The organism is Neptunomonas marina, assembly GCF_004005935.1.
GTDB classification, from domain to species: Bacteria; Pseudomonadota; Gammaproteobacteria; order Pseudomonadales; family Balneatricaceae; genus Neptunomonas; species Neptunomonas marina.
Genome location: NZ_SACQ01000009.1, coordinates 65,025 through 90,056 on the forward strand (window position 1 = coordinate 65,025; position 25,032 = coordinate 90,056).

At 51.4% G+C, this 25,032-nt stretch carries 24 protein-coding genes; 9 read left to right on the top strand and 15 right to left on the bottom strand.

Annotated features, from left to right (window positions below):
* Positions 1-31: 31 nt before the first annotated feature.
* Both nrdB and yfaE read left to right on the top strand, forming a co-directional pair.
* The gene (gene nrdB, locus EOE65_RS16240) at positions 32-1,162 is read left to right on the top strand and encodes a class Ia ribonucleoside-diphosphate reductase subunit beta (RefSeq protein ID WP_127695675.1); all 1,131 of its coding nucleotides are present in this window, start codon (positions 32-34) and stop codon (positions 1,160-1,162) included.
* Between the two features lie 11 nt (positions 1,163-1,173).
* Entirely contained in the window at positions 1,174-1,440 is a 267-nt protein-coding gene (yfaE, locus tag EOE65_RS16245; protein ID WP_127695677.1) for a class I ribonucleotide reductase maintenance protein YfaE, read from the top strand.
* Between the two features lie 247 nt (positions 1,441-1,687).
* On the opposite strand, the gene nth is transcribed toward yfaE, so the two are convergent.
* The 11 genes from nth to cysD all read right to left on the bottom strand — a co-directional run bounded on the left by nth (position 1,688) and on the right by cysD (position 13,522).
* Positions 1,688-2,323 carry an endonuclease III gene (nth, locus tag EOE65_RS16250; RefSeq protein ID WP_127695679.1) on the bottom strand — a complete coding sequence of 212 codons (636 nt, stop codon included), beginning with the start codon at positions 2,321-2,323 and terminating at the stop codon, positions 1,688-1,690.
* Between the two features lie 41 nt (positions 2,324-2,364).
* The gene (locus EOE65_RS16255; protein ID WP_127695681.1) at positions 2,365-3,336 is read right to left on the bottom strand and encodes a sensor domain-containing diguanylate cyclase; all 972 of its coding nucleotides are present in this window, start codon (positions 3,334-3,336) and stop codon (positions 2,365-2,367) included.
* A complete protein-coding gene (locus tag EOE65_RS16260) occupies positions 3,333-4,331 on the bottom strand; it encodes a response regulator (protein WP_276317532.1) in 999 nt (332 codons plus the stop codon). Before EOE65_RS16260 ends, EOE65_RS16255 begins: the two co-directional genes overlap by 4 nt.
* Positions 4,332-4,447: 116 nt before the next feature.
* A complete protein-coding gene (locus tag EOE65_RS16265) occupies positions 4,448-5,158 on the bottom strand; it encodes an electron transport complex subunit E (RefSeq protein ID WP_127695685.1) in 711 nt (236 codons plus the stop codon).
* On the bottom strand, positions 5,155-5,787 hold the full coding sequence (rsxG, locus tag EOE65_RS16270; RefSeq protein WP_127695687.1) for an electron transport complex subunit RsxG: 633 nt from the start codon (positions 5,785-5,787) through the stop codon (positions 5,155-5,157). Before rsxG ends, EOE65_RS16265 begins: the two co-directional genes overlap by 4 nt.
* Positions 5,784-6,836 carry an RnfABCDGE type electron transport complex subunit D gene (locus EOE65_RS16275; protein WP_127695689.1) on the bottom strand — a complete coding sequence of 351 codons (1,053 nt, stop codon included), beginning with the start codon at positions 6,834-6,836 and terminating at the stop codon, positions 5,784-5,786. The genes rsxG and EOE65_RS16275 overlap by 4 nt, the downstream gene beginning before the upstream one ends.
* A 14-nt stretch (positions 6,837-6,850) precedes the next feature.
* A complete protein-coding gene (rsxC, locus tag EOE65_RS16280; protein WP_127695691.1) occupies positions 6,851-9,556 on the bottom strand; it encodes an electron transport complex subunit RsxC in 2,706 nt (901 codons plus the stop codon).
* Positions 9,556-10,146, bottom strand: a complete 591-nt coding sequence (rsxB, locus tag EOE65_RS16285) for an electron transport complex subunit RsxB (RefSeq protein ID WP_127695693.1) — start codon at positions 10,144-10,146, stop codon at positions 9,556-9,558. Before rsxB ends, rsxC begins: the two co-directional genes overlap by 1 nt.
* A 13-nt stretch (positions 10,147-10,159) precedes the next feature.
* Positions 10,160-10,741: an electron transport complex subunit RsxA gene (rsxA, locus tag EOE65_RS16290; protein WP_127695695.1), complete on the bottom strand. Its 582-nt coding sequence runs from the start codon at positions 10,739-10,741 to the stop codon at positions 10,160-10,162.
* Between the two features lie 150 nt (positions 10,742-10,891).
* On the bottom strand, positions 10,892-12,550 hold the full coding sequence (cysN, locus tag EOE65_RS16295; RefSeq protein WP_127695697.1) for a sulfate adenylyltransferase subunit CysN: 1,659 nt from the start codon (positions 12,548-12,550) through the stop codon (positions 10,892-10,894).
* Positions 12,551-12,604: 54 nt separating this feature from the next.
* Positions 12,605-13,522 carry a sulfate adenylyltransferase subunit CysD gene (gene cysD, locus EOE65_RS16300; protein WP_127695699.1) on the bottom strand — a complete coding sequence of 306 codons (918 nt, stop codon included), beginning with the start codon at positions 13,520-13,522 and terminating at the stop codon, positions 12,605-12,607.
* Between the two features lie 261 nt (positions 13,523-13,783).
* On the opposite strand from cysD, the gene EOE65_RS16305 reads away from it, so the two are divergent.
* The 5 genes from EOE65_RS16305 to cysG all read left to right on the top strand — a co-directional run bounded on the left by EOE65_RS16305 (position 13,784) and on the right by cysG (position 18,991).
* On the top strand, positions 13,784-14,569 hold the full coding sequence (locus EOE65_RS16305) for a sulfite exporter TauE/SafE family protein (RefSeq protein ID WP_127695701.1): 786 nt from the start codon (positions 13,784-13,786) through the stop codon (positions 14,567-14,569).
* A 67-nt stretch (positions 14,570-14,636) separates the two neighbouring features.
* Positions 14,637-16,295, top strand: a complete 1,659-nt coding sequence (locus EOE65_RS16310) for a nitrite/sulfite reductase (RefSeq protein ID WP_127695703.1) — start codon at positions 14,637-14,639, stop codon at positions 16,293-16,295.
* Complete coding sequence (locus tag EOE65_RS16315; RefSeq protein ID WP_127695705.1) at positions 16,279-16,764, top strand: DUF934 domain-containing protein; 486 nt, start codon at positions 16,279-16,281, stop codon at positions 16,762-16,764. The genes EOE65_RS16310 and EOE65_RS16315 overlap by 17 nt, the downstream gene beginning before the upstream one ends.
* A 20-nt stretch (positions 16,765-16,784) precedes the next feature.
* Positions 16,785-17,408 carry a phosphoadenosine phosphosulfate reductase domain-containing protein gene (locus EOE65_RS16320; protein ID WP_127695707.1) on the top strand — a complete coding sequence of 208 codons (624 nt, stop codon included), beginning with the start codon at positions 16,785-16,787 and terminating at the stop codon, positions 17,406-17,408.
* Positions 17,409-17,548: 140 nt separating this feature from the next.
* A complete protein-coding gene (gene cysG, locus EOE65_RS16325; RefSeq protein ID WP_127695709.1) occupies positions 17,549-18,991 on the top strand; it encodes a siroheme synthase CysG in 1,443 nt (480 codons plus the stop codon).
* 46 nt (positions 18,992-19,037) lie between these two features.
* Here cysG and EOE65_RS16330 read toward each other — a convergent pair whose 3' ends face one another.
* From EOE65_RS16330 to EOE65_RS16340, 3 genes are all read right to left on the bottom strand, one after another.
* A complete protein-coding gene (locus EOE65_RS16330) occupies positions 19,038-20,582 on the bottom strand; it encodes a tripartite tricarboxylate transporter permease (protein WP_127695711.1) in 1,545 nt (514 codons plus the stop codon).
* Between the two features lie 3 nt (positions 20,583-20,585).
* Positions 20,586-21,056: a tripartite tricarboxylate transporter TctB family protein gene (locus EOE65_RS16335; RefSeq protein WP_127695713.1), complete on the bottom strand. Its 471-nt coding sequence runs from the start codon at positions 21,054-21,056 to the stop codon at positions 20,586-20,588.
* Between the two features lie 124 nt (positions 21,057-21,180).
* Complete coding sequence (locus tag EOE65_RS16340; protein ID WP_127695715.1) at positions 21,181-22,161, bottom strand: tripartite tricarboxylate transporter substrate binding protein; 981 nt, start codon at positions 22,159-22,161, stop codon at positions 21,181-21,183.
* Between the two features lie 216 nt (positions 22,162-22,377).
* Between EOE65_RS16340 and EOE65_RS16345 the strand changes: the two genes are divergently transcribed.
* Together EOE65_RS16345 and EOE65_RS16350 are read left to right on the top strand one after the other, a co-directional pair.
* Entirely contained in the window at positions 22,378-24,018 is a 1,641-nt protein-coding gene (locus tag EOE65_RS16345; RefSeq protein ID WP_127695717.1) for an ATP-binding protein, read from the top strand.
* A complete protein-coding gene (locus EOE65_RS16350; protein ID WP_127695719.1) occupies positions 24,011-24,703 on the top strand; it encodes a response regulator in 693 nt (230 codons plus the stop codon). The genes EOE65_RS16345 and EOE65_RS16350 overlap by 8 nt, the downstream gene beginning before the upstream one ends.
* 238 nt (positions 24,704-24,941) lie before the next feature.
* Here EOE65_RS16350 and EOE65_RS16360 read toward each other — a convergent pair.
* The coding region (locus tag EOE65_RS16360; protein WP_164847143.1) for an IS3 family transposase at positions 24,942-25,032 on the bottom strand (91 nt) is incomplete at its 5' end.

A 25,032-nucleotide genomic window follows, 5' to 3' on the forward strand; every position in this document is an offset into this window, starting at 1 on the left:
ACCTTTGCCTTTTCTGCTGAACGAAACGAATATGTCTTACTCGACTTTTAATCCTACCTCTCATGATGCAACGCTGGAACCAATGTTCTTTGGCCGTGGTGTGAATGTTGCGCGCTATGACAAACAGAAATATCCAATTTTCGAGAAGCTGATTGAGAAGCAGTTGTCATTCTTCTGGCGTCCAGAAGAGGTGGATCTATCTACTGACCGCAAAGACTTCATGAATATGCCGCCACATGAGCAGCATATCTTTCTCAGCAATCTTAAATATCAAACGCTACTCGACTCTGTGCAAGGGCGCTCGCCTAACGTTGCGTTTTTGCCAATCGTGTCGTTGCCCGAGTTGGAGACCTGGTTCGAGACATGGGCGTTTAGTGAAACCATTCATAGCCGCTCTTATACGCACATTATCCGTAATATCATCACCGAGCCGTCTGAAGTGTTCGATACGATCGTGACGAATGATGAAATTATTAAACGTGCAGAATCGGTAACGCGCCTCTACGATGAGTTGATAGAGCTGACCTCTATCTACACAACCCATGGTGCGGGGGTACATACGTTTGATGGTAAACGTTATGATGCCTCACTGTGGAACTTGAAGAAGAAGCTCTACTTGACGCTGGTGTCTGTAAACGTGTTGGAGGCGATCCGTTTTTACGTGAGTTTCGCATGCTCGTTCGCGTTTGCTGAGCGCGCGGTGATGGAGGGTAACGCTAAGGTCATCAAGCTCATTGCGCGTGATGAGGCTTTGCATCTCACGGGTACGCAGCACATGCTCAATATCTTAGCATCGGGTGCTGATGATCCAGACTTTAAGCAGATTGCGGTGGAGTGTCGTCAGGAGGCTATCGCCATCTTTGCTGAAGCTGCTCAGCAAGAGAAGGAGTGGGCGAGCTACCTATTCCAAGATGGCTCCATGATTGGTCTAAATGCAAAGATTTTGAGCGATTATGTTGAATATATTACCAACGTACGAATGAAGGCGTTGGGCTTTGAAGAGATGTTCCCATCGCGCCAGAATCCGCTCCCTTGGATGAACGCTTGGCTGGTCAGTGACAATGTACAGGTGGCACCACAAGAGTCTGAAATTAGCTCTTACCTTGTTGGTCAGATCGACAACGAAGTTCAAGATGGCGACTTTGACGACTTCGATCTGTAAGCGAGAGTGCTATGTCGATACCACGGATTAAGGTTAATCACTTTCACACATTCTACTACCAGTATGAGCCGACCTTGCTGGATGCGCTTGAGGTGCAGGAGATTCCTGCACCTTATAACTGCCGCGGTGGTTATTGTGGCTGCTGTAAAGTGCGGCTGCTTGAAGGTGAGGTGGAGTATGTGCAGGAAAGCTTGCTTGATCTTCAGGATGACGAGGTGCTTACCTGCTGCTGTGTTCCCAAAACGCATATCGAAATAGAGCTGCCAGAAAGCTCCTAGTATTAACGGGTAGCGGTTGCTGCCCGTTTTTAATCCACATCCTTGCCTGCTTGCACTTATTCTCTATCTAATCGCTGATAAATTCCGAAAATTTTCTGCTGTCAATAAGAATATTTCTTTATTTTCAATGCGTTGTAGCGGTGTTTGTTTTTTGTTCAGATTGTTAGCAGATCGCGTATTTATTGGGCTGTAAGCGGTTATAAAAAAGTTATCCATGATTTTATCCACAGAATTTGTGGATAAGGTGCTACAGCTCAGTTTTCTCTTTGTATTCACATAGATCTTCTATTAAACAGCTGCCACATTTTGGTTTTCTCGCGGTGCAAGTGTAGCGCCCATGGAGGATGAGCCAATGGTGAGCATCTAGCAAAAACTCTTTAGGGACGAGGCGCATTAATCGCTTCTCGACCTCGAGTACATTCTTGCCCGCTGCGATACGCGTGCGGTTCGAAACTCTAAAAATATGCGTGTCAACCGCCATGGCTGGCTGACCGAACGCGGTATTAAGCACCACATTTGCCGTCTTACGACCAACGCCAGGCAGTGCTTCTAGTGCTTCGCGGTTATCGGGCACTTGTGAATTATGTTCATCAATCAAAATTTTACAGGTTTTGATGATGTTCTCTGCCTTCGCATTATATAGGCCGATCGTTTTCACATAGCTCTTTAGCTTTTCCAGCCCTAGCGCGTAGATCGCTTCAGGGGTGTTGGCGACCGGATATAGTTTGCGGGTTGCCTTATTCACACCAACGTCTGTGGCTTGTGCAGATAGAATCACAGCGATCAAAAGCTCAAACGGAGAGTTGTATTCAAGCTCGGTGGTTGGGTGCGGATTGTCGTTCCGCCAGCGAGTAAAGATCTCGGTGCGCTTCTCTTTGTTCATGAGGTAGAGGTCAGGTTTTTAGCTGCAAAAGAGGGGGATAGTTAATCTTCCGTGCCGAGAATAGTCAATCGATCTCGCCCATTAGACTTAGACTGGTACAGCGCCTGATCAGCGAGCTGTATCCACTGTTCGTGAGTCTGGAAGCTATTACTGATTTCAGTTAGCCCCATGCTGATGGTGAAGCGGATTTCATCATTCAGGTGCTTAACCACAAGGCGGCTAATGCGGTCACGAAGACGTTCCGTTACGCGCAGCGATTGTTTTGCGTTACTATCGATGAGCAAGATTCCAAACTCTTCACCACCATAGCGCCCAACGATATCAGTCGTGCGTGTCACATCTTTCAAAATGGCAGCCATTTGGCGTAACACCTCATCTCCGGCGGGGTGGCCGAAGTTGTCATTGATCTTTTTAAAGTGATCAATATCCATCATTAAGAGTGATGAAGGCGCTTGGGTACGTGAGAAACGATCAAATTCATGGCGTAGCCGGGCTTCCCAGAAGCCGCGGTTATATAGCGATGTTAGCTGGTCGGTTTGGCTAAGGTGCTGGAGCTGGGTGTTGGCTTCCTCCAGCCCGATTTTACCGATCGCTGCATCCGTAACGTCATAGATGATGATGCCAACATTATCCACCTCTCCGCCCGGTGACTTTAGCGGTATCAAGGTGGCATTTTGGTACATAAAGGGGGCTTCACCGGTAATCGGACGGTGGGGCTTAAATTTAAACAGGTAAGGGCGCTGTTCCCAAGTGATGAACGAGCGGTTCTTGAGCAAGAAAACCGAATCGATTTTGTGCCTGAGCCATTGACTAGGGAGTTCTGGAAATGCTTCAAAGATATTGCGCTTGAAGAGTTTCGAATGCAGTAAACCTGAGTGGTTCTCCATGAAGGAGTTCCAAAGGTGGATCTGGTAGTCCTTGTTAAGCACGATCAGGCCAACATCTAGGGTTTGTAATAACCCGAGCTGGAGGTGTAGCTCGTCTATCTCGTGCCTGGGGCTGTTAGCGTTCATTCGAAAAAGCTAGCTCGTTCATTGAGTTCGTCCAGCGAATCTTCAGTAAAGAGGATAAGCAGGTCGCAGTTAATATTGTGCTCGGTGATGCGATAACTGATTTCGATTGAGAGCGTTTTTTCCCAACGGTGCTTGCTACTACTAATGTTAGGAGCCTCACCTTGCAAGCCCAGAATGACCGGGGCACTCGGATTTAACGAGACATCTAATTGGATAGCTAAGCTGTTGAGAAATGCGCCGCTCAATACATTAGCAAGGTCAATTAAGACCTCACGCTCGCCGCTTTCATTAATCTCTCCATCGTAGCGCAGCAAGCGCGCCATGTCTTGAATACTGGAGTTAGTAAACATCAGGAGAGCTTCACCAGCAATACCTGGGCCACTAAAACCTTGGGTAACGGTGGCGCTTTGCTCGCGGCCAATGTGCTCGCGTAGCGCCATATCGAGCTCTTCGATACTAATGATGTTAACGCGTGGTATGGGAAGGTGCACAAACGCTTTCAAAAGCCGTGCTAGACGGTCACCTGCGCGCCCCATGGCAACGTTTGAGATCTCTTGGTAGTAGCTCTTCAGGTCAACAGCAACATCGAGATGCTGAATGTTGGATTTTTCACCGGGCGCGAGTTCATGCAGTAACCCGTACTGATGCAGAACATCGCTGAGTAGCTCTGCATTGATCGGTTTTTTGATGAAGTCGAGTGCGCCTAGGTTGCTTACTCTAGTATGAGCGTCAGGTTGGATATCGCCGGAGACCACTAAGACAAGCGATTGGAGATCGTCACGGCGGATTCGTTCTAGAACTTGGTAACCATCCATGATGGGCATGTTAAGGTCGAGAAAGAGCAGGTCGCCTTTACCTTCTTTGATCGCCTCGATAGCTTCAAGACCATGCTCAGCAAAGGTAATAGATACGTTCCAGTTTTCCAAACTGCGTGCCATTTGCTTGCGCGCTAGAGAGGAGTCGTCGCAAATTACAACGGGGATCGGGGCGCCCAAAAACTTACTCCATAATCGCCTTAACTATTCACGTAATTAAACTACTTATGAAGCAAAAAACAAACAACTATTTGTTTTTTCTCAAATAGTCGCGGGCTATCGCGACTATTTTCATACTAGCTAATGTTTCCAGTGACGCGTACGCGACGGCTAGATGGCGCCTCTTCTTGGGTATTTTTAAGTGCTTGCTCTTTTAACCGGTTATCGATCACATTCTTTAGGGCGATCAATAAGCCCATACCAACGAACGCGCCGGGTGGGAGAATGGCAAAAAGGAAGCCTTTGTAGTCATCAACGAGGGTGATTTTCCAGTTCTCGGCGATTGGACCAAAAAGTAGCTGCATATCGGCAAAAAGTGTTCCCGCGCCCAGTGCCTCACGCATCGCACCAAGAACCACTAAAACAGCCGTAAAGCCTAGCCCCATCATGAGACCATCCACCACAGAGGCTTTGACGGGGTTCTTGGATGCAAATGCGTCTGCGCGGCCCATGATTACGCAGTTCGTTACGATGAGTGGAATAAAGATCCCCAGTATTAAATACAGCTCGTAGGTGAGTGCCTGCATCAGCAGCTCAATGCACGTAACAAATGAGGCGATGATCATCACGAATACAGGCAAACGCACCGCTTCTGGCACGAATTGGCGAAACAAAGATACGGTAAGGTTAGAGCCAACCAGCACCAAGATACTGGCGATCCCTAAACTCAATGAGTTCACCACAGACGCTGTTACCGCCAATAGTGGACATAAGCCAAGCAGTTGGACGAGTGCAGGGTTGTTGTGCCAGAGTCCATCCAAGCTAATTTTTCGATAATCGATACTCATGATGAGGTGCTCTTTACTGTGGGCGTTAACAATAACGTGCGCTGTGCATTGAAATAACGGATGGCTGCGGCTGTGGCATTGACGACTGCGCGCGGTGTGATCGTAGCGCCGGTGAACTGATCAAACTCACCCCCATCTTTTTTTACGGCCCAGCGGGGGGCGTTAGCCGCATCCATCGATTTGCCGTTAAAACTTAAAATCCAGTCGGACTTTTTCAGGTCGATTTTGTCACCTAGCCCCGGTGTCTCTTTATGGGCTAATACGCGAACGCCAGCAACAGAGCTATCAGCGTTAACGCCAACGATGAGGTGAATGTCGCCACTGTAACCATCGGCTGCAATAACAGGAAGAATCACGGTTGTAACTTTGCCATCTTTGATCGCTTGGTAGGCAGTGCCTTCTGAATAGCCGAGCGTCGGCGCCGTAATAGAGATTGCGTGGTCGAGCAAGTCGTTATCGATGGTTTGGTTGGGCACAATTTCGTAAAGCGCCCGCGCTTCCTGCTCACGTTGATTCTCTGCAATGGTCTCTTTGGTGGCGACTTGTGTGATTGCAATCAAGCCTGCTGTCACGATAGCAAAGATCGAAATACCGAGCGTGTTTTCACGTAATGAGGAGACTAAATTCACGAGGTCTTCTCCTTAGCGCCACGTTTTGCTTGTTTATGTCCGTAGGTTCGAGGCTGCGTATATTGGTCGATAAAGGGTGCTGCAAGGTTAAGCAAAAGCACTGAAAACGCGATAGCGTCCGGGTAGTTACCCCAGCTGCGAATCGTAAATACAAGCACACCAATGCCGATACCAAATACAATTTTTCCGCGGTTGCTGGTTGCCGAAGAGACGGGGTCAGTGATGATAAAAAACGCCCCTAGCATGGTGCCGCCAACCGTTAAATGGAAGAACGGATCTGGATAACTGTCTGGCGCAACGAGATAAAATAGCGTCGAAATAACAGCGAGTGAGCCGAGAAACGCCGCGGGTGCGTGCCATGTGAAAATTTTCTTGTAGAGCAAGAAGATGCCGCCCATAAAATACGCTGCACTGACGGCATGCCAAGCACCGACGTTAGCTAATACAGCGGAAGCGCGCCACGCCTCTTCGGTGGTTAAGCCGCCGCGGTGGCGCATTTCATCCAATGGTGTTGCGGCAGTGAATGCATCTGCTGTGTTACTCCAGCCGCCAAAAATCAGCTGTAAAGTATCGTTGAATCCAGCTACGTTCCAGCCTTCGCCCAGCATCACGAAAGGTGCTGTCCAGCGGGTCATCTCTACAGGGAACGAAATCAGGACGAGTGCATAAGCGACCATGGCAGGGTTGAAGGGGTTTTGGCCCATGCCGCCGTACAGGTGCTTTGCAATCACAATGGCAACAAACACTGCCACTGCCGTCAGCCACCACGGGGCAAATGGGGGAAGCGCCAGTGCAATTAAGAACGCGGTGACAAGCGCGCTGTTATCCTTGAGGTAAAAGCTAACTGGGCGGGCGCGGGTTTTAACGCAAACCGCTTCAAAAGTGAGAGCGAGTAAACTTGCCCATGCGATATTGATCAAGGTGCCCCAACCGAAGAAGAACGTCATCGCGATAACGCCAGGTATCGTTGCAAGCAGCACTAAGCGCATTACATCAGCGGTACTCGCTGGCTTATGGACGTGGGGTGATGTAATTCTAATTAGCGACATTAGTTAACGTTGTCCTACTCAAATTGACTTAGCGTGGTGTTGAGTTTATCGGCATGCTGTTGCGCACCGACAAGCTCTGTTTCCAACTCACGCAAGTCACTGTCTTGTTCGCTTGCTTTCTTGATAGCGCGTTCAATTTTGGTAACCGCTGCACGTGCCATGGCAGCGTCAATCTTAAGCTGCTTCAGGTCAACGCCTTGCGCTGCAGCCTGTTCGATCTGTTTGGCCTCACCGGCTTCAAACGCTTGCTTGGCTTCGTCGTGGCTCTGCGTTAAGCGGGCGACTTCATCCGCCAGTGCGGCATCGTCAGGTGCTTCTGCCAACGCTTTCTCTGCTTTCTTTAGCTTGGTGCGCATAATCGACACCGTTTGCTTAAGCGCTTTTAAGTCGAGCTCTGGCTCGGCAGCGGGTTTCTCTGTGCTGCCTTTTACCGCTTGCAGCGCTGTAACCGCGTCTTGATATTTCTTCTCAAGCTTCTCGACGCCTGCGCGCATCTTATCAACGGCCGGGCTACCGCTGGCCTGTGCAGCAGTTAGTGCTTTTTGTGCTTTCTCTAACGTCTGTTTGGCTTTATCGACATCGGCTTGCAGATCAGCTGTTTTGTCCTGTGGCTGTGCACTAGACGAGCCAGACTCGGCTGCATCAAATGCTGCTTGTGCAGTGGCGGCTTTTGCCTCTAGCTCCGCGACTGTTTTCGCCAGCTCATCTGCGTTGTCTGCACCTTGCTCTTGGGCAAGAGCGAGGGCGCTTTGCGCCTTTTTAAGCTTCGTGCGTGCAACGGCTGCAGCGGTCTTCAGCTGTTTGGTATCAGGTACGGCTGGGGCGCTTGTGCCGCTGTCTGCTTGCTCGAGTGCTTGCTGCGCTGCGTCTGCTTTTTGAGTTAGCTCTTTCACCGTTGCTCGCAGTGCATCAAGGTCGTCTTGGCCTTTCTCCTCGGCGCTAGCAAGGGCTTTTTCCGCTTTCTTGAGTTTGGTACGCGCAACCGCAGCGGCGGTTTTTAACTGCTTGGTATCAACGGCCGGTTTTACCGCGTCAGTTTGGCCTGCTTCTGCGCTGGCCAATGCTGCAGCTGCTTTGTCAGAGGCTTGTTGGGCCTGCTGAAATTGCAGGTCCAGCTGGGCGATATCGTCGCCACCATCTGCTTTCGCTTTATCGAGTGCGGTTTGCGCTTTTTTCAGTTTGGTGCGTGCGACCGCTGCGGCAGTTTTAAGTTTTTTGAGCTCATCTTCAGATGATGCCGGTTGGCTGACAGGTGCAGCCGCTTTCTGCGCTTGTGCTTTTGCGGCGTCTGCGGCACGGGCTTTGCGGCGTGCTTCTTTCTCGAGCTTCTCTTGCTCTTGACGCGCGAGGCGTGCTTCAAAACGCTGCTTAGCCAGCTCAGCTTTACGCTGTTCGGCTTCTTCGTTACGGATTTCGCTTTTTGCAAACCGGTAGTACTGAACAAGCGGGATGCTGCTTGGGCAGACATAAGCACAAGCGCCACACTCGATGCAGTCGAACAGGTTGTGGTGCTTGGCTTTATCCAGCTCACGGCTTTTTGCAAACCAGTGTAACTGTTGTGGCAGCAACTCTGCTGGACAGACTTGTTCACACATACCACAACGTATACATGCTTGCGCTGGCGGTGCGGGTGGCATCTCATCAGCGGTTGCGGCAATAACGCAGTTCGATGTTTTAATAACAGGGATGGAGCCATCGTTGATGGTGAATCCCATCATCGGACCACCACAGACCAAGCGGCTAAGCGCGTTGCGATCAACGTCGGCCGCCTCCAGTAGCGTATCAAACGGAGTGCCGATTAGAGCCTCGAAGTTCTGCGGTTTGCGTGCTGCATCGCCGGTGATCGTGACAATACGTGAGATGAGTGGTTTACCATCAAATACTGCATCACTGATCGCCGCAGCGGTACCGACGTTTTGGCAGACGATACCCACGTCAGCAGGGATTCCTCCGCTGGGTACCTCGACACCCGTGAGCAGCTTAATCAGCTGCTTTTCGCCGCCCGAAGGATACTTTGTGGGCACCACAACAATATCGATGTTAAGCGGATGGCCTTTAAGTTGCTCTTCAAGCACACGGATGGCGTGCGCTTTATTATCTTCAATCCCGATTACAACATGGTGTGGTTTGAGCAGGTGGTGGATCACTTCAATCCCGCGCACGATGCGATCTGCGCGTTCGCGCATCAGCATATCATCGGCAGTGATGTAAGGCTCACACTCCGCCGCATTGATGATCAATGTGTTGACGATATGGTCATCGCCTAGATGCAGTTTTACATCTGTTGGGAAGCCTGCGCCCCCCATGCCAGCAATCCCTTTATCGCGAATGAAGTCGATCAGCTCAGGCTTGGAAAGAGCGGTGTAGTCAGCAAGACCTTGGGTATCACTCCACTGCTCTTGGTCATCGGTTTCAATCACGACGCACTGGGCCGACAGCCCTGACGCATGAGGAACCGGCTGCATGCTGATATCGACGACTTTCCCTGATGTTGGGGCGTGGACAGAAGCGCTGATGCGGCCTTCGGCGGCAGCAATCATCTGCCCCTTAAGCACCTGATCTCCCACATTGACCAACACTTTAGCGGGTATGCCAATGTGCTGCTGAATCGGGACAGTCAGCACCTCTGGAATAGGCGCGATTGCAATAGGTGTGCGTGTGGACTGCTTCTTGTTTTCTGGTGGATGGATGCCACCATGAAACGCAAACACTTTACCCATTATGCTGCTCCCCGCTGTTCAGTGCCGCGGCCTGCGTCGGTTGCGATGAGCTCAATACCTGGGCGTGGAGCATCCCATTTCCAGTTATTTAGCGTGGTTTCTAGTGGCAGCATATCAATACAGTCTACAGGGCAAGGTTCAACGCAAAGGTCACAGCCGGTGCATTCAGCGGTGATCACGGTGTGCATCTGCTTTGCCGCTCCTAAAATAGCGTCTACTGGGCAGGCTTGGATACACTTAGTACAACCGATACATTCATCTTCGCGAATGTAGGCGACTTTTTTAACGGTTTCTTCAACGGCATCAAGGGGCACGGCTTCAACATCAAGCAGGTCGGCTAATGCCTCGACGGTGCTTTGGCCACCCGGAGGGCACTTGTTGATGGCATCGCCGTTAGCAATGGCTTCAGCATAGGGGCGACAGCCCGGATATCCGCATTGGCCGCACTGAGTTTGCGGCAGTAGTCCGTCGATCTGGTCAACAATCGGGTTGCCTTCGACTTTAAATTTAACAGCTGCGTAGCCGAGGATTATGCCAAATACCGCAGCTAATCCGAGCAATACGCAAATTGCGATAACAACAGTACTCATCAATAGCTCCTGCTTAGAACTTAACTAAGCCGGTAAAGCCCATAAAGGCTAGGGACATCAGGCCGGCGGTCACCATACCAATGGCCGCGCCACGAAACGGTGTAGGTACATCCGCAACTGCAACACGTTCGCGAATGGCAGAGAAAAGAATAAGTGCAAGAGAGAAACCCACAGCCGCACCAAAGCCGTAAAAGATCGATTCAATAAAGCTGTTCTGCTTCTTGATATTTAGCAGCGCAACACCGAGCACTGCACAGTTCGTTGTGATCAGCGGCAGGAAGATACCTAGCACTTTATAGAGTAGGGGGCTGGTTTTATGCACCACCATCTCGGTGAACTGTACCACCACGGCGATCACAAGAATGAAGGAGATCGTTTTTAAGTAGCCAAGCTCAAACGGTGCCAATAAATAGGTGTACACCAAGTAGCTACAAACAGACGACAGCGTCAGAACGAACGTGGTTGCCAACGACATGCCCATCGCGGTTTCAAGCTTATTCGACACACCCATAAACGGGCACAGTCCAAGAAACTGCACGAGAACGAAGTTGTTCACTAAAACGGTACTGACAAGAATGAGTAGGAAGTCTGTCATGATCTCAATCTAACGCTGAAAACGCCTGTGATAAACCTTAATATTAGAAGTGTCTGATTTTATATTACATTCTGTTCAGAATGGATGTTAAAGGCTTGACCTAACTCAATAAGAGCGTTGGCAGCACCAACGCTCTTACGAGACGCGGCATTATATCAGATTCTTATCCTTTAGCTCGGCTAACACATCGCGTACTTGTACGATACTGTCTTCGGTATCGTTCAGTTCGATTGTGATATCCGCCTGCGGCAGGTTAACAGTGCTGATAACGATTAAGCCTTGGCTCTTCAGTAGCTCTGCTGCAACGGCGGCAGGTACCGGAGCGTCGTTCACCAGTGTTGCAACAGCGCGGCCTTGCTCGAACAGCGCTTTTTCTAGCGTGTAGGCGATCGCAAGTGCTTGCTGGCTGCCCGATAGCTGCAACGTTGTCGCTTGTTGGCCAAAACGGCGGGCTTTCGCTGTTGTGCTAACCGCTGGCGTGTCCTCTAGCGTGATCTCTTGAGCGGCTTGCGCTCCGATAATCATACCTGCAGCGACGGTGCCGTTGGTCAGGCGATCAACCACGATGAATGAGCCAGTACCACGAAACGCTTTGTAGCTATCCGATAAAATCGAGCGCTCTAAGGTTAACTCACAGACACCAATCTCGTTTAGGGCCAGTGATGCGGCATCAGAGCGTTCCAGTGTATTGACGTCGATCTGGTGGCGAATCGCGGTAATGGATCCCGCCACACGCCCTGTTAGCAGTTTGATCTCGTAGTTTTTGCCGGGCACTAACGCATCTTCTGACATCCAAACGAGCGTCGCGTCAAAGCGGTTTGTTGGCTCTGGCACGGCATGGCTGTGCACGATCACGTCGCCGCGGGAGATATCGATCTCATCCTCTAGCGTGAGTGTCACAGACATGGGCGGGTATGCTTCTTCTAGCTCGCCATCAAATGTCACGATCGACTTAACGCGTGAAGACTTGCCCGAAGGCAGCACGGTAACCTCATCACCCGGTCTTACTACACCCGATGTCAGCGTGCCGCAGTAGCCACGGAAATCGAGGTTAGGACGGTTAACGTACTGCACCGGAAAGCGCAGCGTATCGAAGTTGTAGTCGTTGGCGATCTCGACGTTTTCGAGCGTTTCCATCAGCGGTTCGCCTTGGTACCAAGGCATATTGTCAGAGCTGTTAACCACGTTATCGCCGTTCAGTGCTGACAGCGGCACAAACTTCACATCAGGCAGATCGAGCTGCGCTGCGAACGCCAAGTATTCGGCTTTGATCTCTTCGTAACGTGCTTCGCTGAACTCAACAAGGTCCATTTTGTTGATCGCAACGATCGTGTGCTTAATACCCAGTTGAGACACAATAAAGCTGTGGCGTTTGGTCTGAATCTGCACACCGTGGCGGGCATCGATCAGGATGATCGCAAGGTCACATGTGGATGCGCCTGTTGCCATGTTGCGCGTGTACTGTTCGTGCCCTGGTGTGTCTGCGATGATGAATTTGCGCTTCGCCGTTGAGAAGTAGCGGTAGGCTACATCAATGGTGATGCCTTGCTCGCGTTCTGCTTGCAGACCATCTACGAGTAGCGCGAGGTCAAGCGCATCACCCGCGTTACCTACCCGCGCATTGTCGTTTTTGATGGCGGCGAGTTGATCTTCATAGATCATTTTTGAGTCGTGCAAAAGGCGGCCGATCAATGTGGATTTGCCGTCGTCTACGCTACCGCACGTTAGGAAGCGCAGTAGCTCTTTGTTTTCGTGTTGCTGCAGATACGCTTCGATATCTGTTGCGATTAGGTCAGATTGGTGGCTCATGTTAACACTCTTCTTGTCGAATTCGGTGGTTTAGCGTGTGATGAAAAAGGGCGGTTAGAAGTAACCTTCCATCTTTTTCTTCTCCATAGAACCTGCCGAATCGTGGTCGATTGCGCGGCCCTGACGTTCTGATGTTGTGGTGAGCAGCATCTCTTGAATAATCTCTTGCAGCGTATCCGCCTCTGAATCAACCGCACCGGTTAGCGGGTAGCAGCCCAGTGTACGGAAACGTACTTTGCGCAGCTCTGGCTCTTCGCCCGGTTGCAGCGGCAAACGCTCATCATCCACCATGATCATCATGCCATCGCGGTTAACGACGGGGCGCTCAGCGGCGAAGTACAGTGGAACAATCGGGATGCTCTCTAGGTAGATGTATTGCCAGATATCTAGCTCAGTCCAGTTAGATAGCGGGAATACACGGATGCTTTCGCCTTGATCAACGCGCGTATTAAAGATGTTCCACAGCTCAGGGCGTTGGTTCTTTGGATCCCAACGGTGGAACTGATCGCGGAACGAGAACACCCGCTCTTTCGCACGGGACTTCTCTTCATCACGGCGTGCACCGCCAAATGCGGCATCAAACTTGTACTTATCCAGTGCTTGTTTGAGTGCTTGGGTCTTCATGATGTCAGTGTGCTTTGATGAGCCATGAGTGAAGGGGCCAACGCCCATCTCTACACCTTCTTCATTAATATGCACGATCAGGTCCATGCCTGCTTCTTTCGCCATTTTGTCGCGGAACTGGATCATCTCCTTGAACTTCCACGTGGTATCAACGTGCATCAGCGGAAACGGTGGGTTACCAGGAAAGAATGCTTTGCGAGCAAGGTGCAGCATCACCGCAGAGTCTTTACCGATGGAGTACAGCATAACCGGGTTGTCAAACTCGGCTGCAACTTCGCGAATGATTTGGATGCTCTCAGCTTCCAATTGCTTTAAATGGGTAAGACGGCGCTCTGGTATTGATGTCATCAGCTTCAGCCTGCTCGGTTTCTCGTGTGTTGTTAGGGCCTGTAGACAGGGCTCCCGTAATTTTCGACGCATTATTGCAGAGCGTTTTATATTTCAAAAGTAATAAATATTCATCTTTATATTTCCTTTTGTTATATATGGTGATCCAGTCTTTTAATTCAAAAATAGAATAACAAAATAGAAATTTATTATTTTGGGTTATATTGATGCGTCGGTATTATGCCCACTTCGTTAGTGTGGCATTAGATAGGTAACGCATATATGGAACTGGCCTACAGTTTTGCAGGGTTAGTAGTGGGCTTCATCGTCGGCCTGACCGGTATTGGTGGCGGCGCATTAATGACACCTATCTTGATCGTGATTTTTGGTATCCCGCCTGTGGTGGCGGTAAGTACCGACCTTCTATATGCGGCACTTACGAAAGCAGGCGGTGTTTTTGCCTATGCGCGCAAGCAGCTGGTGCAGTGGCGCGTTGTGTTGCTGCTGTTGGCCGGCAGCATTCCTGGCAGTTTGCTTACGCTTGAGTATTTAAAGAGTTTAGAAGAGCTATCCAGCATCGAGACGCTAATGAACCTGACGCTGGGTATCTCGCTGATCTTAACCTCAATCGCCGTGTTTGCGCGTAACCGCATTCGTGACTTGGCATTACGAGTGGAAGATCGGCCTTGGGTGCAGGTGTTTCGTCGCGCTCGCCCGATGATCACGGTGACTGCCGGATTGGTTTTAGGCGGTCTGGTGACGTTGTCATCAGTGGGTGCGGGGGCACTGGGTACGGCGCTGCTGATTACTCTGTATCCACGCATGAGCATGCAGAACATTGTTGGTACCGACCTCGTACACGCTGTGGTACTGACCGGTGTGGCTGGAGCGGGGCACTATACGATGGGTAATGTCGATATGGAGCTATTGGCGTTCCTGCTGTTGGGATCGTTGCCGGGGGTATTCCTTGGCAGCCATCTAGGCGCACGACTATCACCTCAGGTGATGCAGCCCATTATGGGGTCGGTGCTACTGGCGATTGGACTACGCTTTGTCCTCGCCAGCTAATAACTAAAAACGTTGAATTTCAGGAATCAGAAAACGGCAGCTTGCTGCCAAAATGGGTGAATCATTCATGTATCAGTATAACGAAGTAGACCAGAAGTTGGTTGATGAGCGGGTCGAACAGTACCGCGATCAAACGCGCCGTTTTCTGGCAGGCGAGCTACCAGAGGATGAGTTCCTGGCGCTGCGATTGATGAACGGCCTTTATATACAACGCCAAGCACCCATGCTGCGAGTTGCGATTCCATATGGACTAATGTCTTCGCTTCAGTTGCGTAAATTGGCTCATATCGCGCGTACCTATGATAGAGGCTATGGCCACATCACGACGCGTACCAATATCCAGTACAACTGGCCTAAGCTTGAAGAGGTTCCAGATATTCTGGCAGAGCTTGCCGAAGTACAGATGCACGCTATCCAAACATCGGGTAACTGTATTCGTAACACCACAACGGACCCGTACTCTGGTGTCTCTGCGAACGAGCTTGAAGACCCACGTCCGTACTGTGAAATTATCCGCCAATGGTCGACGATGCACCCTGAGTTTGCTTACCTGCCGCGTAAGTTCAAGATCGCGGTAACGGGTGGCCCGGAAGACCGTGCTGCATCGCAGGTGCACGACATCGGTCTGCACTTGGTCAAAAACGAAGCGGGTGAAATCGGCTTTGAAGTGTTGGTGGGTGGTGGCCTTGGCCGTACACCAGTGGTGGGTAAAGTGGTGAAATCCTTCCTGCCTAAACAGCACCTGCTGTCTTACTTGGATGCCATCCTACGTGTTTACAACATGAATGGCCGCCGTGACAACAAGTACAAAGCACGTATTAAGATTCTCGTGAATGCACTGGGTGTGGAGGAGTTCTCGCGCTTGGTGGAAGAGGAGTGGGCGTTCTCACGTGATGGTGAGCTAACGCTGACTGAGGCCGAGATCGAACGCTCGAAATCCTTCTTTAAGCCCTTCGATTACGATGCAGATGCCGCGAATGACACCACGCTGGATGAGAAGCTCGCCGCTGATAAATCGTTTGCAGCTTGGTACGAGCGTAACACCGTCGAGCACAAGCAAGCGGGCTATCGTATCGTGGTGCTATCGCTGAAGCCTTATCTCAAAGCGCCGGGTGATATCACCGATGCGCAGATGGACTTGGTCGCAGACCTTGCTGATCGCTACAGCTTTGGTGAAATTCGTTCGACACACGATCAGAACCTCGTGTTGGCCGATGTGAAAAAGTCCGATCTTTACGCGCTTTGGCAGGTTGCAGACAGTGCCGACCTCGCCCGTGCTAACGTGGGCACACTAACGGATATGATCTGCTGCCCAGGATTCGATTTCTGTGCACTGGCGAACGCGAAAACACTGAACATTGCCGATCAGATCAACGAGAAGTTTGATGATCTCGACTACCTCTATGATCTGGGCAAAATTAACCTGAACATGTCTGGCTGTATCAACGCCTGTGGCCACCACCATGTGGGTGATATCGGCATTCTAGGTGTCGATAAGAAAGGTGAAGACTGGTACCAGATCACCTTGGGTGGCTCATCTAAAGAGGACGCCCGTTTGGGTAAAATCTTAGGTAAGGCCGTTGCTGCTGATCAAGTAGCAGACACACTCGAGAAGATCCTTGCCGTTTATCTCGAACAACGCCAAGAAGAAGAAAGTTTTGCCGATGCCTACCAACGTTTAGGTATCGAACCATTTAAGGAGAGAGTCTATGCCGCTGCTCATTAATCAAACCGTCGTTACGGATGAATGGGTACGCCTTGACGCGGACCAGCTTGAGGCTAACCCTGAGCTACCCGAAGGTAAAGTGATCGTCCCGTTTACCTATTTCCTAGCGAACCAAGATGCATTGGCGGCTCGCGAAGCGCTGGGTGTTTGCGTCAATGGTGATGATGATATCGTTGCCCTGCGCGAACAACAGCAGCGCTTTGCGGTGATCGCTATCGACTTTCCGGTACTGCGTGATGGCCGTGGATTTAGCATCGCACGTTACCTTGCGCGTGATGGCTTTAAAGGTCAGATCCGCGCGGTTGGCGATGTTTCACGAGATCGCTTGGGTTACATGGATAGCTGCGGCTTTACCGCATACGAGCTTCCTGAAGATCGCTTCACACCTGAAGATGTGGCAGCCTTCACCGAGATGAGCGTTAACTATCAGGGATCGGTGGCAGATCCACGTCCTATCTTCCGCCGCTGAGCACAAAGGAGAGTTATTCAATGAGTATCGACCTAACAGCTGCGAATGCCGCGGTTGCTGATAAGTCACCACAGGAGATCATTGCATGGGCAATCGCTCAGGCAGAGAACCCGGTAGTGACAACAAACTTTCGCCCGTATGAGTCAGTGATTCTGCACATGGCGGTTCAGGCGAAACCGGATATCCGTGTATTGTGGGTGGACTCGGGCTATAACACATCAGCAACGTACCGCTTTGCGGAGCAAGTGATCCAAGATCTGAATCTTAATGTTGAGGTTTATATCCCACGTGAAACCGCTGCGCGCCGTAACGTGTTGATGAAAGGTATTCCGGATATCGATGATCCACTGCACGAAGAGTTCACGCGCCAAGTGAAGTTGGAGCCGTTCCAGCGTGCGTTGGCCGAGATCAAGCCTGATGTCTGGCTGAATGCGATCCGTAAAGATCAAACAGAGTTCCGCCAATCATTAGAGATCGTGTCACAAAGTAAGGATGGCATCCTGAAAGTAGCGCCACTGTTTAACCTAACAGAGGCCGACCTTGACGCTTACCTTGCTGAGCACAACTTGCCAAACGAACACGATTATTTCGACCCAACCAAAGCGGTTGAAACGCGTGAGTGTGGTCTTCACACCCAGCTATAACCCGCGACTTGCCCCGCTTAGGCTATGTTTGCTTTTGCGGGGTGCCTCTCTTCCTGAGTTCCTGATGCCTGCATCAAATAGTCTCTGCGCTCGGGTATCGCTATACTTAACGTTATTCCTATTCATCTGGGGCCGAGTCCGTGAATTATCTTCCTCTGTTTTTTGATCTAAAAGGCAAACATGCACTGGTTGTTGGCGGTGGCGATATCGCCTTGCGCAAGCTGCGTTTACTCAAGCGTGCTGGTGTGTTTGTGACAATTGTTGCACATCATGTGTCTGATGAAGTGCGAGCCATGGCAACAGATCAGGAAGATCAAGTGATCGTGGGGGAATACCACAGCGCGCTCGTGGATGACAAAGTACTAGTGGTGGCCGCAACGAACGACAATGACCTCCATGAACGTATCCATTTTGATGCGGTGGAGCGCAATGTACCCGTCAATGTGGTGGATACGCCAAAGCTGTGTACCTTTATCTTTCCGGCCATTGTGGATCGTTCGCCCATCGTAATTGGCATCTCCTCGGGTAGTGAATCACCCGTGCTTGCGCGGATGTTGCGCGCGCGTTTAGAAACGCTTATCCCATCGGGTTACAGCCGCCTAGGCCAGTTGGTGGGGCGTTTTCGCAACGAGGTGAAAGCCCGCTTTGCGACCGTAAACGAGCGCCGCCGTTTTTGGGAGTCGGTACTGGAGGGGCAGATTGCAGAGAAAGTGTTCTCCGGTCGCGATGAAGAGGCCGAAGCCTTATTGCGCGAGAGCATCCAAGCGGCTGACCCAGAGCACCAGATTGGTGAGGTATATCTGGTGGGTGCAGGTCCCGGTGATCCAGAGTTGCTCACCTTCAAAGCCTTGCGCTTAATGCAGCAGGCTGACGTGGTCTTTTATGATCGCTTGGTATCACCCGAGGTACTAGAGATGTGCCGCCGCGATGCTGATCTGATCTATGTAGGTAAAAAGCGCGATGACCACGCTGTACCGCAAGAGGGCATCAATGCCTTGCTTGTGGAACACGCCAAGCTCGGCAAACGTGTTGTGCGCCTAAAAGGGGGCGACCCGTTTATCTTTGGCCGTGGTGGTGAAGAGCTAGAAGAGCTAAAAGCGCACGGCATACCGTTTCAGGTGGTGCCCGGCATTACCGCGGCTAGCGCGTGTTCTACCTATGCGGGTATTCCGCTTACCCACCGCAACTTCGCCCAGTCGGTTAAGTTTGTAACGGGCCAGCTAAAAAACCGTAAAGAAGCACTTAATTTTGACGAGCTGGTGCACCCCAACCAAACCGTGGTGTTCTACATGGGGCTGCACACGTTGCCTGATCTTGTTGAAGGTTTGACCTCCCACGGGAAACCGCTGCAAACACCTGTTGCGATCGTATCGCGTGGTACTGCGCCAGACCAAAAAGTACTGACCGGTACCTTGGAAACCATCGTGGCACAGCAGCAAGAGGCTCAACTACCAGCACCGGCGCTGGTGATTGTGGGTGAAGTGGTATCGTTGCAAGACAAACTGGCGTGGTTCGGTGATGCTGTTATCGAAGAGAACCAAGCACATGCGTTAAATATGGCTGCAAATCGTTTACAGAAGTAGCGTTTGTTACCAAAAGAGCACGCCGATTGGCGTGCTCGGTTTAGAGTTAACCCTCTCCCTCATTAACCGCTGACTCAATGCCTTTCGATCGGCCTTTGCGCTGGTTCCAATGCTCCAACAGCGGCGGAACAATAAGTACCAGCAATGCGATGGCTACAATACTGGCCGATAGCGGACGCTCCCACAAAAATGCGAAGCTGCCATCAGAGATCATTAGCGCACGGCTAAGGTTATTCTCCATCAACCCACCCAAAATAAAGCCCAGTAGCATCGGGGCCATAGGGAACTCGAGTAGTTTAAGCCCAATGGCGATCACGGTAATTAGCACCATCATATGGATATCGAAGGTGTTAAAGCTGACCAGATAAACCCCAGTGATGGAGAAGAACAGGATCAGCGGTATCAGTATTGGGCGCGGAATCACAAGTAAGCGCGAAATGTAAGGGATGAGCGGCAAATTGAGAATCAGCAATACCAAGTTGCCGAAGTACATAGAGATAATGACCGACCAGAAAACATCGGGATTATCCACGAACAGACGCGGCCCCGGTTGAATACCGTAAGCGATCAGCGCACCGAGCATGATCGCTGTTGTGCCAGAACCCGGAATACCCAACGTCAGTAGCGGCACGAACGAACCGGTCGATGCCGCGTTGTTAGCAGATTCCGGTGCAGCCAAACCGCGCAGCGCGCCTTTACCAAACTTGAGTTTCTCTTTCGCACTGGCAAGGTTGCGCTCAAAGCCATAGGCAAGGAATGACGCGATGGTGGCGCCCGCACCCGGCAGCACGCCGATTAAGAACCCAAATACAGAGGAGCGTGCCACAGTAGGGGCCACCTCTCGCACTTCGGTTTTGCTTAGCTTCATACTGCCAAGTTGGCTCATATCCATCTGCGCTTCCTCCTGCGCATGTTGGCCTTTGAGCACCGTCATAATTACTTCGGTGAGCGCAAAGGTTGCCATCGCCAGCAGCAAGAAGCTGATGCCATCAATAAGGTCTACGCTGCCAAACGTGAAGCGGGTGGTGCCAGATGTCACATCGGTGCCCACCGTTGCGATCATCAAACCGAATGTTGTCATGATGAGGGCTTTAATCACTTGGCCCTTACCAGAGAAAGCCGCGACAGCGGTGAGCCCTAAAATCATCAACGCGAAGTAGTCACTTGATTGGAAGCTCAAAGAGACAGTGGCCAGCGCAGGTGCGGCAAACAGTAAGATGATGGCACCAATGGTACCGCCAGTGAACGAAGAGTACGCCGCCAACGCGAGTGCCTTACCCGCTTGGTTTTGTTGTGCTAGAGGGTAGCCATCAAAAGAGGTGACAACCGTACTCGCACAGCCCGGCGCGTTGATCAGAATAGAGGAGGTCGAGCCACCAAACACGGCGCCGTAATAGACACCGGCCATTAAAATAATGCCCGAAGAGGGATCTAACCCGTAAGTTACAGGGATCATCAGTGCGACTGCCGAGATCGGCCCAAGGCCCGGTAACATCCCGATAAAGGTCCCCGCGAAACAGCCAACAACGACCATCAGCAGATTAAAGGGCATCACCGCGGTGGTGAGGCCTGCCATAAGACCGTCTAACATCGTTTAGCCTCCTAACCCAGCAAATAAGCGCCCGGGTGCCAAATAGATATCGAGCAATTGCGTCAAAATAAACCAGATCGCCACGGCAAAGGGGACCGATGCAATCAGCAGCACCTTGATACGGCGCTCACCCAGCAGCCAGTACCCGCCGATTAAAAACAGTAGCGTGGCCAGTAGAAAACCGATCCAGTTCAGTGCCAGTGCGAAAGCAACAGTCAGCAGCAGCAACTTTGCGACCAGCAAAAAGTGGTAGCCAGATAACCGCAGTCGGTCATCCGGTTGTTTTGATGCGGTAATCAACAGCACGAAGGCCAGCGCCGCACCGATTATCGCCAGCGCATTGGGTAGCGATTGGGCATGGAACGGCTCGAACTCATCACCGGGTAGCAGGGGGATTTGGCGTGCGTAGTAGCCATAGGCGATGGAGAGCAGCAGAAAGATTAACCCGCCTATATGGTCTTTTGTCATTGTCATAAGGGAAGCTCCGAGCAGCAACGCGCTGCACAATCAAAAAGCAGGCTTTGCCCGACAGAGCGACAAAGCCTGGAAAGCGAGCGTGTAGATAGGCTTACGAGATAAGATCACGCCCGCGTGAGCACTACTTCAGAAATCCAAGCTCCTTCATTAAAGCGCCCACCTCTTGCTCCTGTGCCTCTAGGAATGAGACAAACTCAGCATCGGGTTTGAAGATCTCTGTCCAGCCGTTGCGGGCACGCACCGCTTCCCACTCAGGTGTGTCGTACATCTTGGTGAGCGTATCGATGAACTCAGCTTTTTTGCTGTCTGCAAGGCCTGGCGCTGCAAAAAAACCACGCCAGTTAACAAAGCTTGTATCGTAGCCGAGCTCTTTTAGCGTCGGCACATCGGGCGCCGCTTCATTGCGCTCGGTTCCCGTCATTACCAGAATGCGCACTTCGCCAGCCTCAGCCAGTGCCAACGCTTCACTGAATCCCGTTGAGAGGAGCTGGGTTTCGCCAGAAAGTAGCCCCGCCATCGCTTTGCCACCGGCATCATACGCCACGTAGCGAACTTGGCGCGGCTCACCGCCGGCGGCTTTAAAGGCCATTGCTGCAACTAGGTGGTCCATGCTGCCGCGTGCCGAACCACCGGCAATTTTAATGGCGCGTGGGTTCTTGCGGTAATCTTCGACCACTTGGGTAAACGAGGTATAGGGCGAGTCTTTCTTCACCACGAAAGCGCCGTAGTCACCAATGGTGGCAGCAACAGGCGTGAGATCACGAAACGACTGCGGAAACACCTTAGATAACGAGCGGATCACGATGGGCGTAGAGTTAACCATCAGCGTATCTTGCTTTTGGCTCGCGGTTTCAATCAGGTGGGCAATGGCTTTACCACCGCCGCCACCTGACATGTTTTCGTACGAGATAGTCTCCACAAGGCCTGATTTAGATAGCGCCTCGCCGGTACCACGGGCGGTTGAGTCCCAACCACCGCCAGCACCACCAGGAATCAGAAAGTGAACACTCTCCAATGCTTGCGCTGATAACGATACGCTAGAAATTGCCGCCGCTAGCACCGCACCGGCAAAGTGACCTTTAGATAGCTTGTTCAGAAACATAGTTAGCACCTCTTGTTTTTGTTTTATGGGGCTAGCTTAGAAGTGGGCGCGGATGGTGGGAATATTGTGGTTTTAATGGGATTTAAGGCCATAAAGAGCGTTTTGTTCATATTGTTCACGGGTAATGGCCGTCTGGGTTCGCTACTATTTAACGTAAACAAGGCGCTACCATGCTGATCGTGAAAGGCGTGTTATTAACAACAATAAAAGACACACATGCGTAAGTTACAAGCACTAAAACTCAAAACTCGTATGATCCTCGTACTCGGCATAATGACCGTTGTGCAAACGGGTGTCATAGGGCTGGTGGCCGTTTTAACGCTGCACCATTCACTAGATGAGCAAATTGGCCAGCGGGCATTGGATGTTGCCAAAACAATCGCAGCCATGCCCAATGTGCGCAGCGCCGTAGAACGGCGTGATTCCGACTATCTGGTCCCTTTGAGTTTGACGCTGGCGGAGCAAACCCAAGCACGCTTTATTGTGATTGGTGATCGTGATGGCGTCCGTTTAGCTCATCCACGCGCTGAGATGATCGGTTACTCGATGGCCGATGACGATGGTGACGACAACGCCCCCGCGCTGCGTTTTGGCCAAACCTACTTGGCGAAAGCGCAAGGGAGTATGGGGTGGTCGATGCGTGGCAAAGCTCCCATTTTTGATGAATATGGCGAGCAGGTGCTGGGCATTGTATCGGTGGGCTATCACCTTGATCAGGTGGCGCTAACAATCACCCGCTACAGCGTTACGCTAATTGTGGTGATTCTGCTCTCGTTTGGTGTGAGTGCCATGATCGCCATCTGGTTTGCGAACCACTTCAAACAAGCGATCTTTGGGCTAGAGCCCGAGCAGATCGGACGCCTCTTTAGCGAACAGCGCGCAACGCTTGAGTCGGTAAAGGAGGGGATCATCGCCATCAATGCAACCGGCCATATCACAACGATTAACCGCACTGCGGTGGTGGCGCTCGGCTTACCGGAAGCCCAGCCGCATGTTGGCCGCCCAATTGAAGAGGTGCTGCCAGACAGCGCAATGCTCGATGTATTGCAATCTGGCGAGCCGCAGTTTGACCGTGAAGTGCGCCGGGGCGAGCGCATCATCATCGCCAACCGCATTCCGCTGCGCCAAGGTGACGAGATTACCGGTGTGGTGTCAAGCTTTCGCCCCAAAGATGAACTGGCTGAGGTGAGTAAGAAACTGACTCGGATACAGCAGTATGCTGATTCGTTGCGCAGCCAATCCCACGAATACGCCAACAAATTGCACACCATTGCGGGGCTGATCCAAATTGGCGCCACAGACGAGGCACTCGCGCTGATTGGCCAAGAGACAAAAGCCCACCAAGCGTTGATTAAACTGCTGCTAAACGCCGTGCCCGATCCGGTGCTATCGGGCTGTTTACTCGGTAAATATAACCGCGCCAAAGAGATGGGGTTACTCCTAGAGATCGATCCAGAAAGCCACATGGCGGAGCGGCCCGCCAACATCCCCGCAGAGGACTTGGTCACTATTATCGGTAACTTACTTGATAATGCGCTAGAGGCGACGCTTGCGCATCAAGGCAAGGGCGGGCAAGTGTTCCTATCTATGACCGATATTGGCAATGACCTTGTTTTTGAAGTGGAGGACCAAGGTGGCGGCGTTGCCGAGACCGAACACGAACGCATCTTTGAAAAGGGTGTTTCGAGCAAAGGCGAAACCGGACGCGGCTACGGGCTGCACCTCGTAAAAGGTATTTTAGAGGACCTAAACGGCACCATAATGCTAGAGCCCTCGCCGCAGGGCGCACGCTTTGTGGTTTACCTACCTAAACAGCTAGTAACCCCCGGCAAACCAGAGGGCAGCAGAGATGGCTAATATCCGGGTTGTGATTGCAGAAGATGACCCGCAAATTGCGGAGATTCAAAAGCGCTTTTTAGAACGTGTTGAAGGCTTTGAGCTGGTGGGCATTGCTCACGGGTTAAAAGAGACGCGCGACCTGATCGAGGTGTTCGCGCCCGAGTTACTGCTGCTGGATATCCAGTTTCCTGATGGCACCGGCCTAGAGTTACTACGCGAGCTACGTGCGCAAAGCCGCAATATCGACGTTATCTTGATTACCGCAGCCAAAGAGGTAAAAACCCTAAAAGCCGCGCTGCAAAGCGGCATCTTCGACTACATCCTCAAACCCTTGGTGTATGAACGCCTCCAAGAAGCACTGCTTAACTATCAGCAGCACCTTGAAAAGCTAACCGCACTAAGCGCCCTTGATCAGCGCGAAGTAGACCGCCTGCTACCCCGCAGCCATACCAGCGAACCGCCGGTGGTATCTAACCGCTTGCCTAAAGGGATCGATGCCCTCACGCTAGAAAAAGTACAACAGGTTTTCGCAGCCGAAACGGGGAGTTTAAACGCCGAGGAGGTCGGCGAGCGCATCGGCGCAGGCCGCACCACCGCGCGGCGCTATCTGGAATATCTTGTTGCTGAGCAGCAACTACTCGCCGAAGTCAGCTACGGCTCGGTAGGGCGGCCAGAGCGGCGATACCGTAGTAAGCAAGGCTAAGACGTTGCATAAGGGTTTTGTAGTAATCACAACCTTCTTGCAAGAGAAGCCATGCAGAAGGTCTATGCGCTACAACTTCCATTTATTTGTCGCTTCAAAAAATATAACGCCCTGTTAAGGTGTGAGCAACGCAATACCAAAGCCGACGCATACCACCATAAACACAAAACGCAACGCATAGCAAAAATGCCAAGCGTTGCGAATGATCTTCCCCCGAAAAAGTGGACACCACTTTCGCTTACGCCGTCATAGCTTCATATTCGACCGGACTCTGGTAATTTAAACTGGAGTGCAATCGAATTCGATTATAAAAATGCTGGATGTAACCA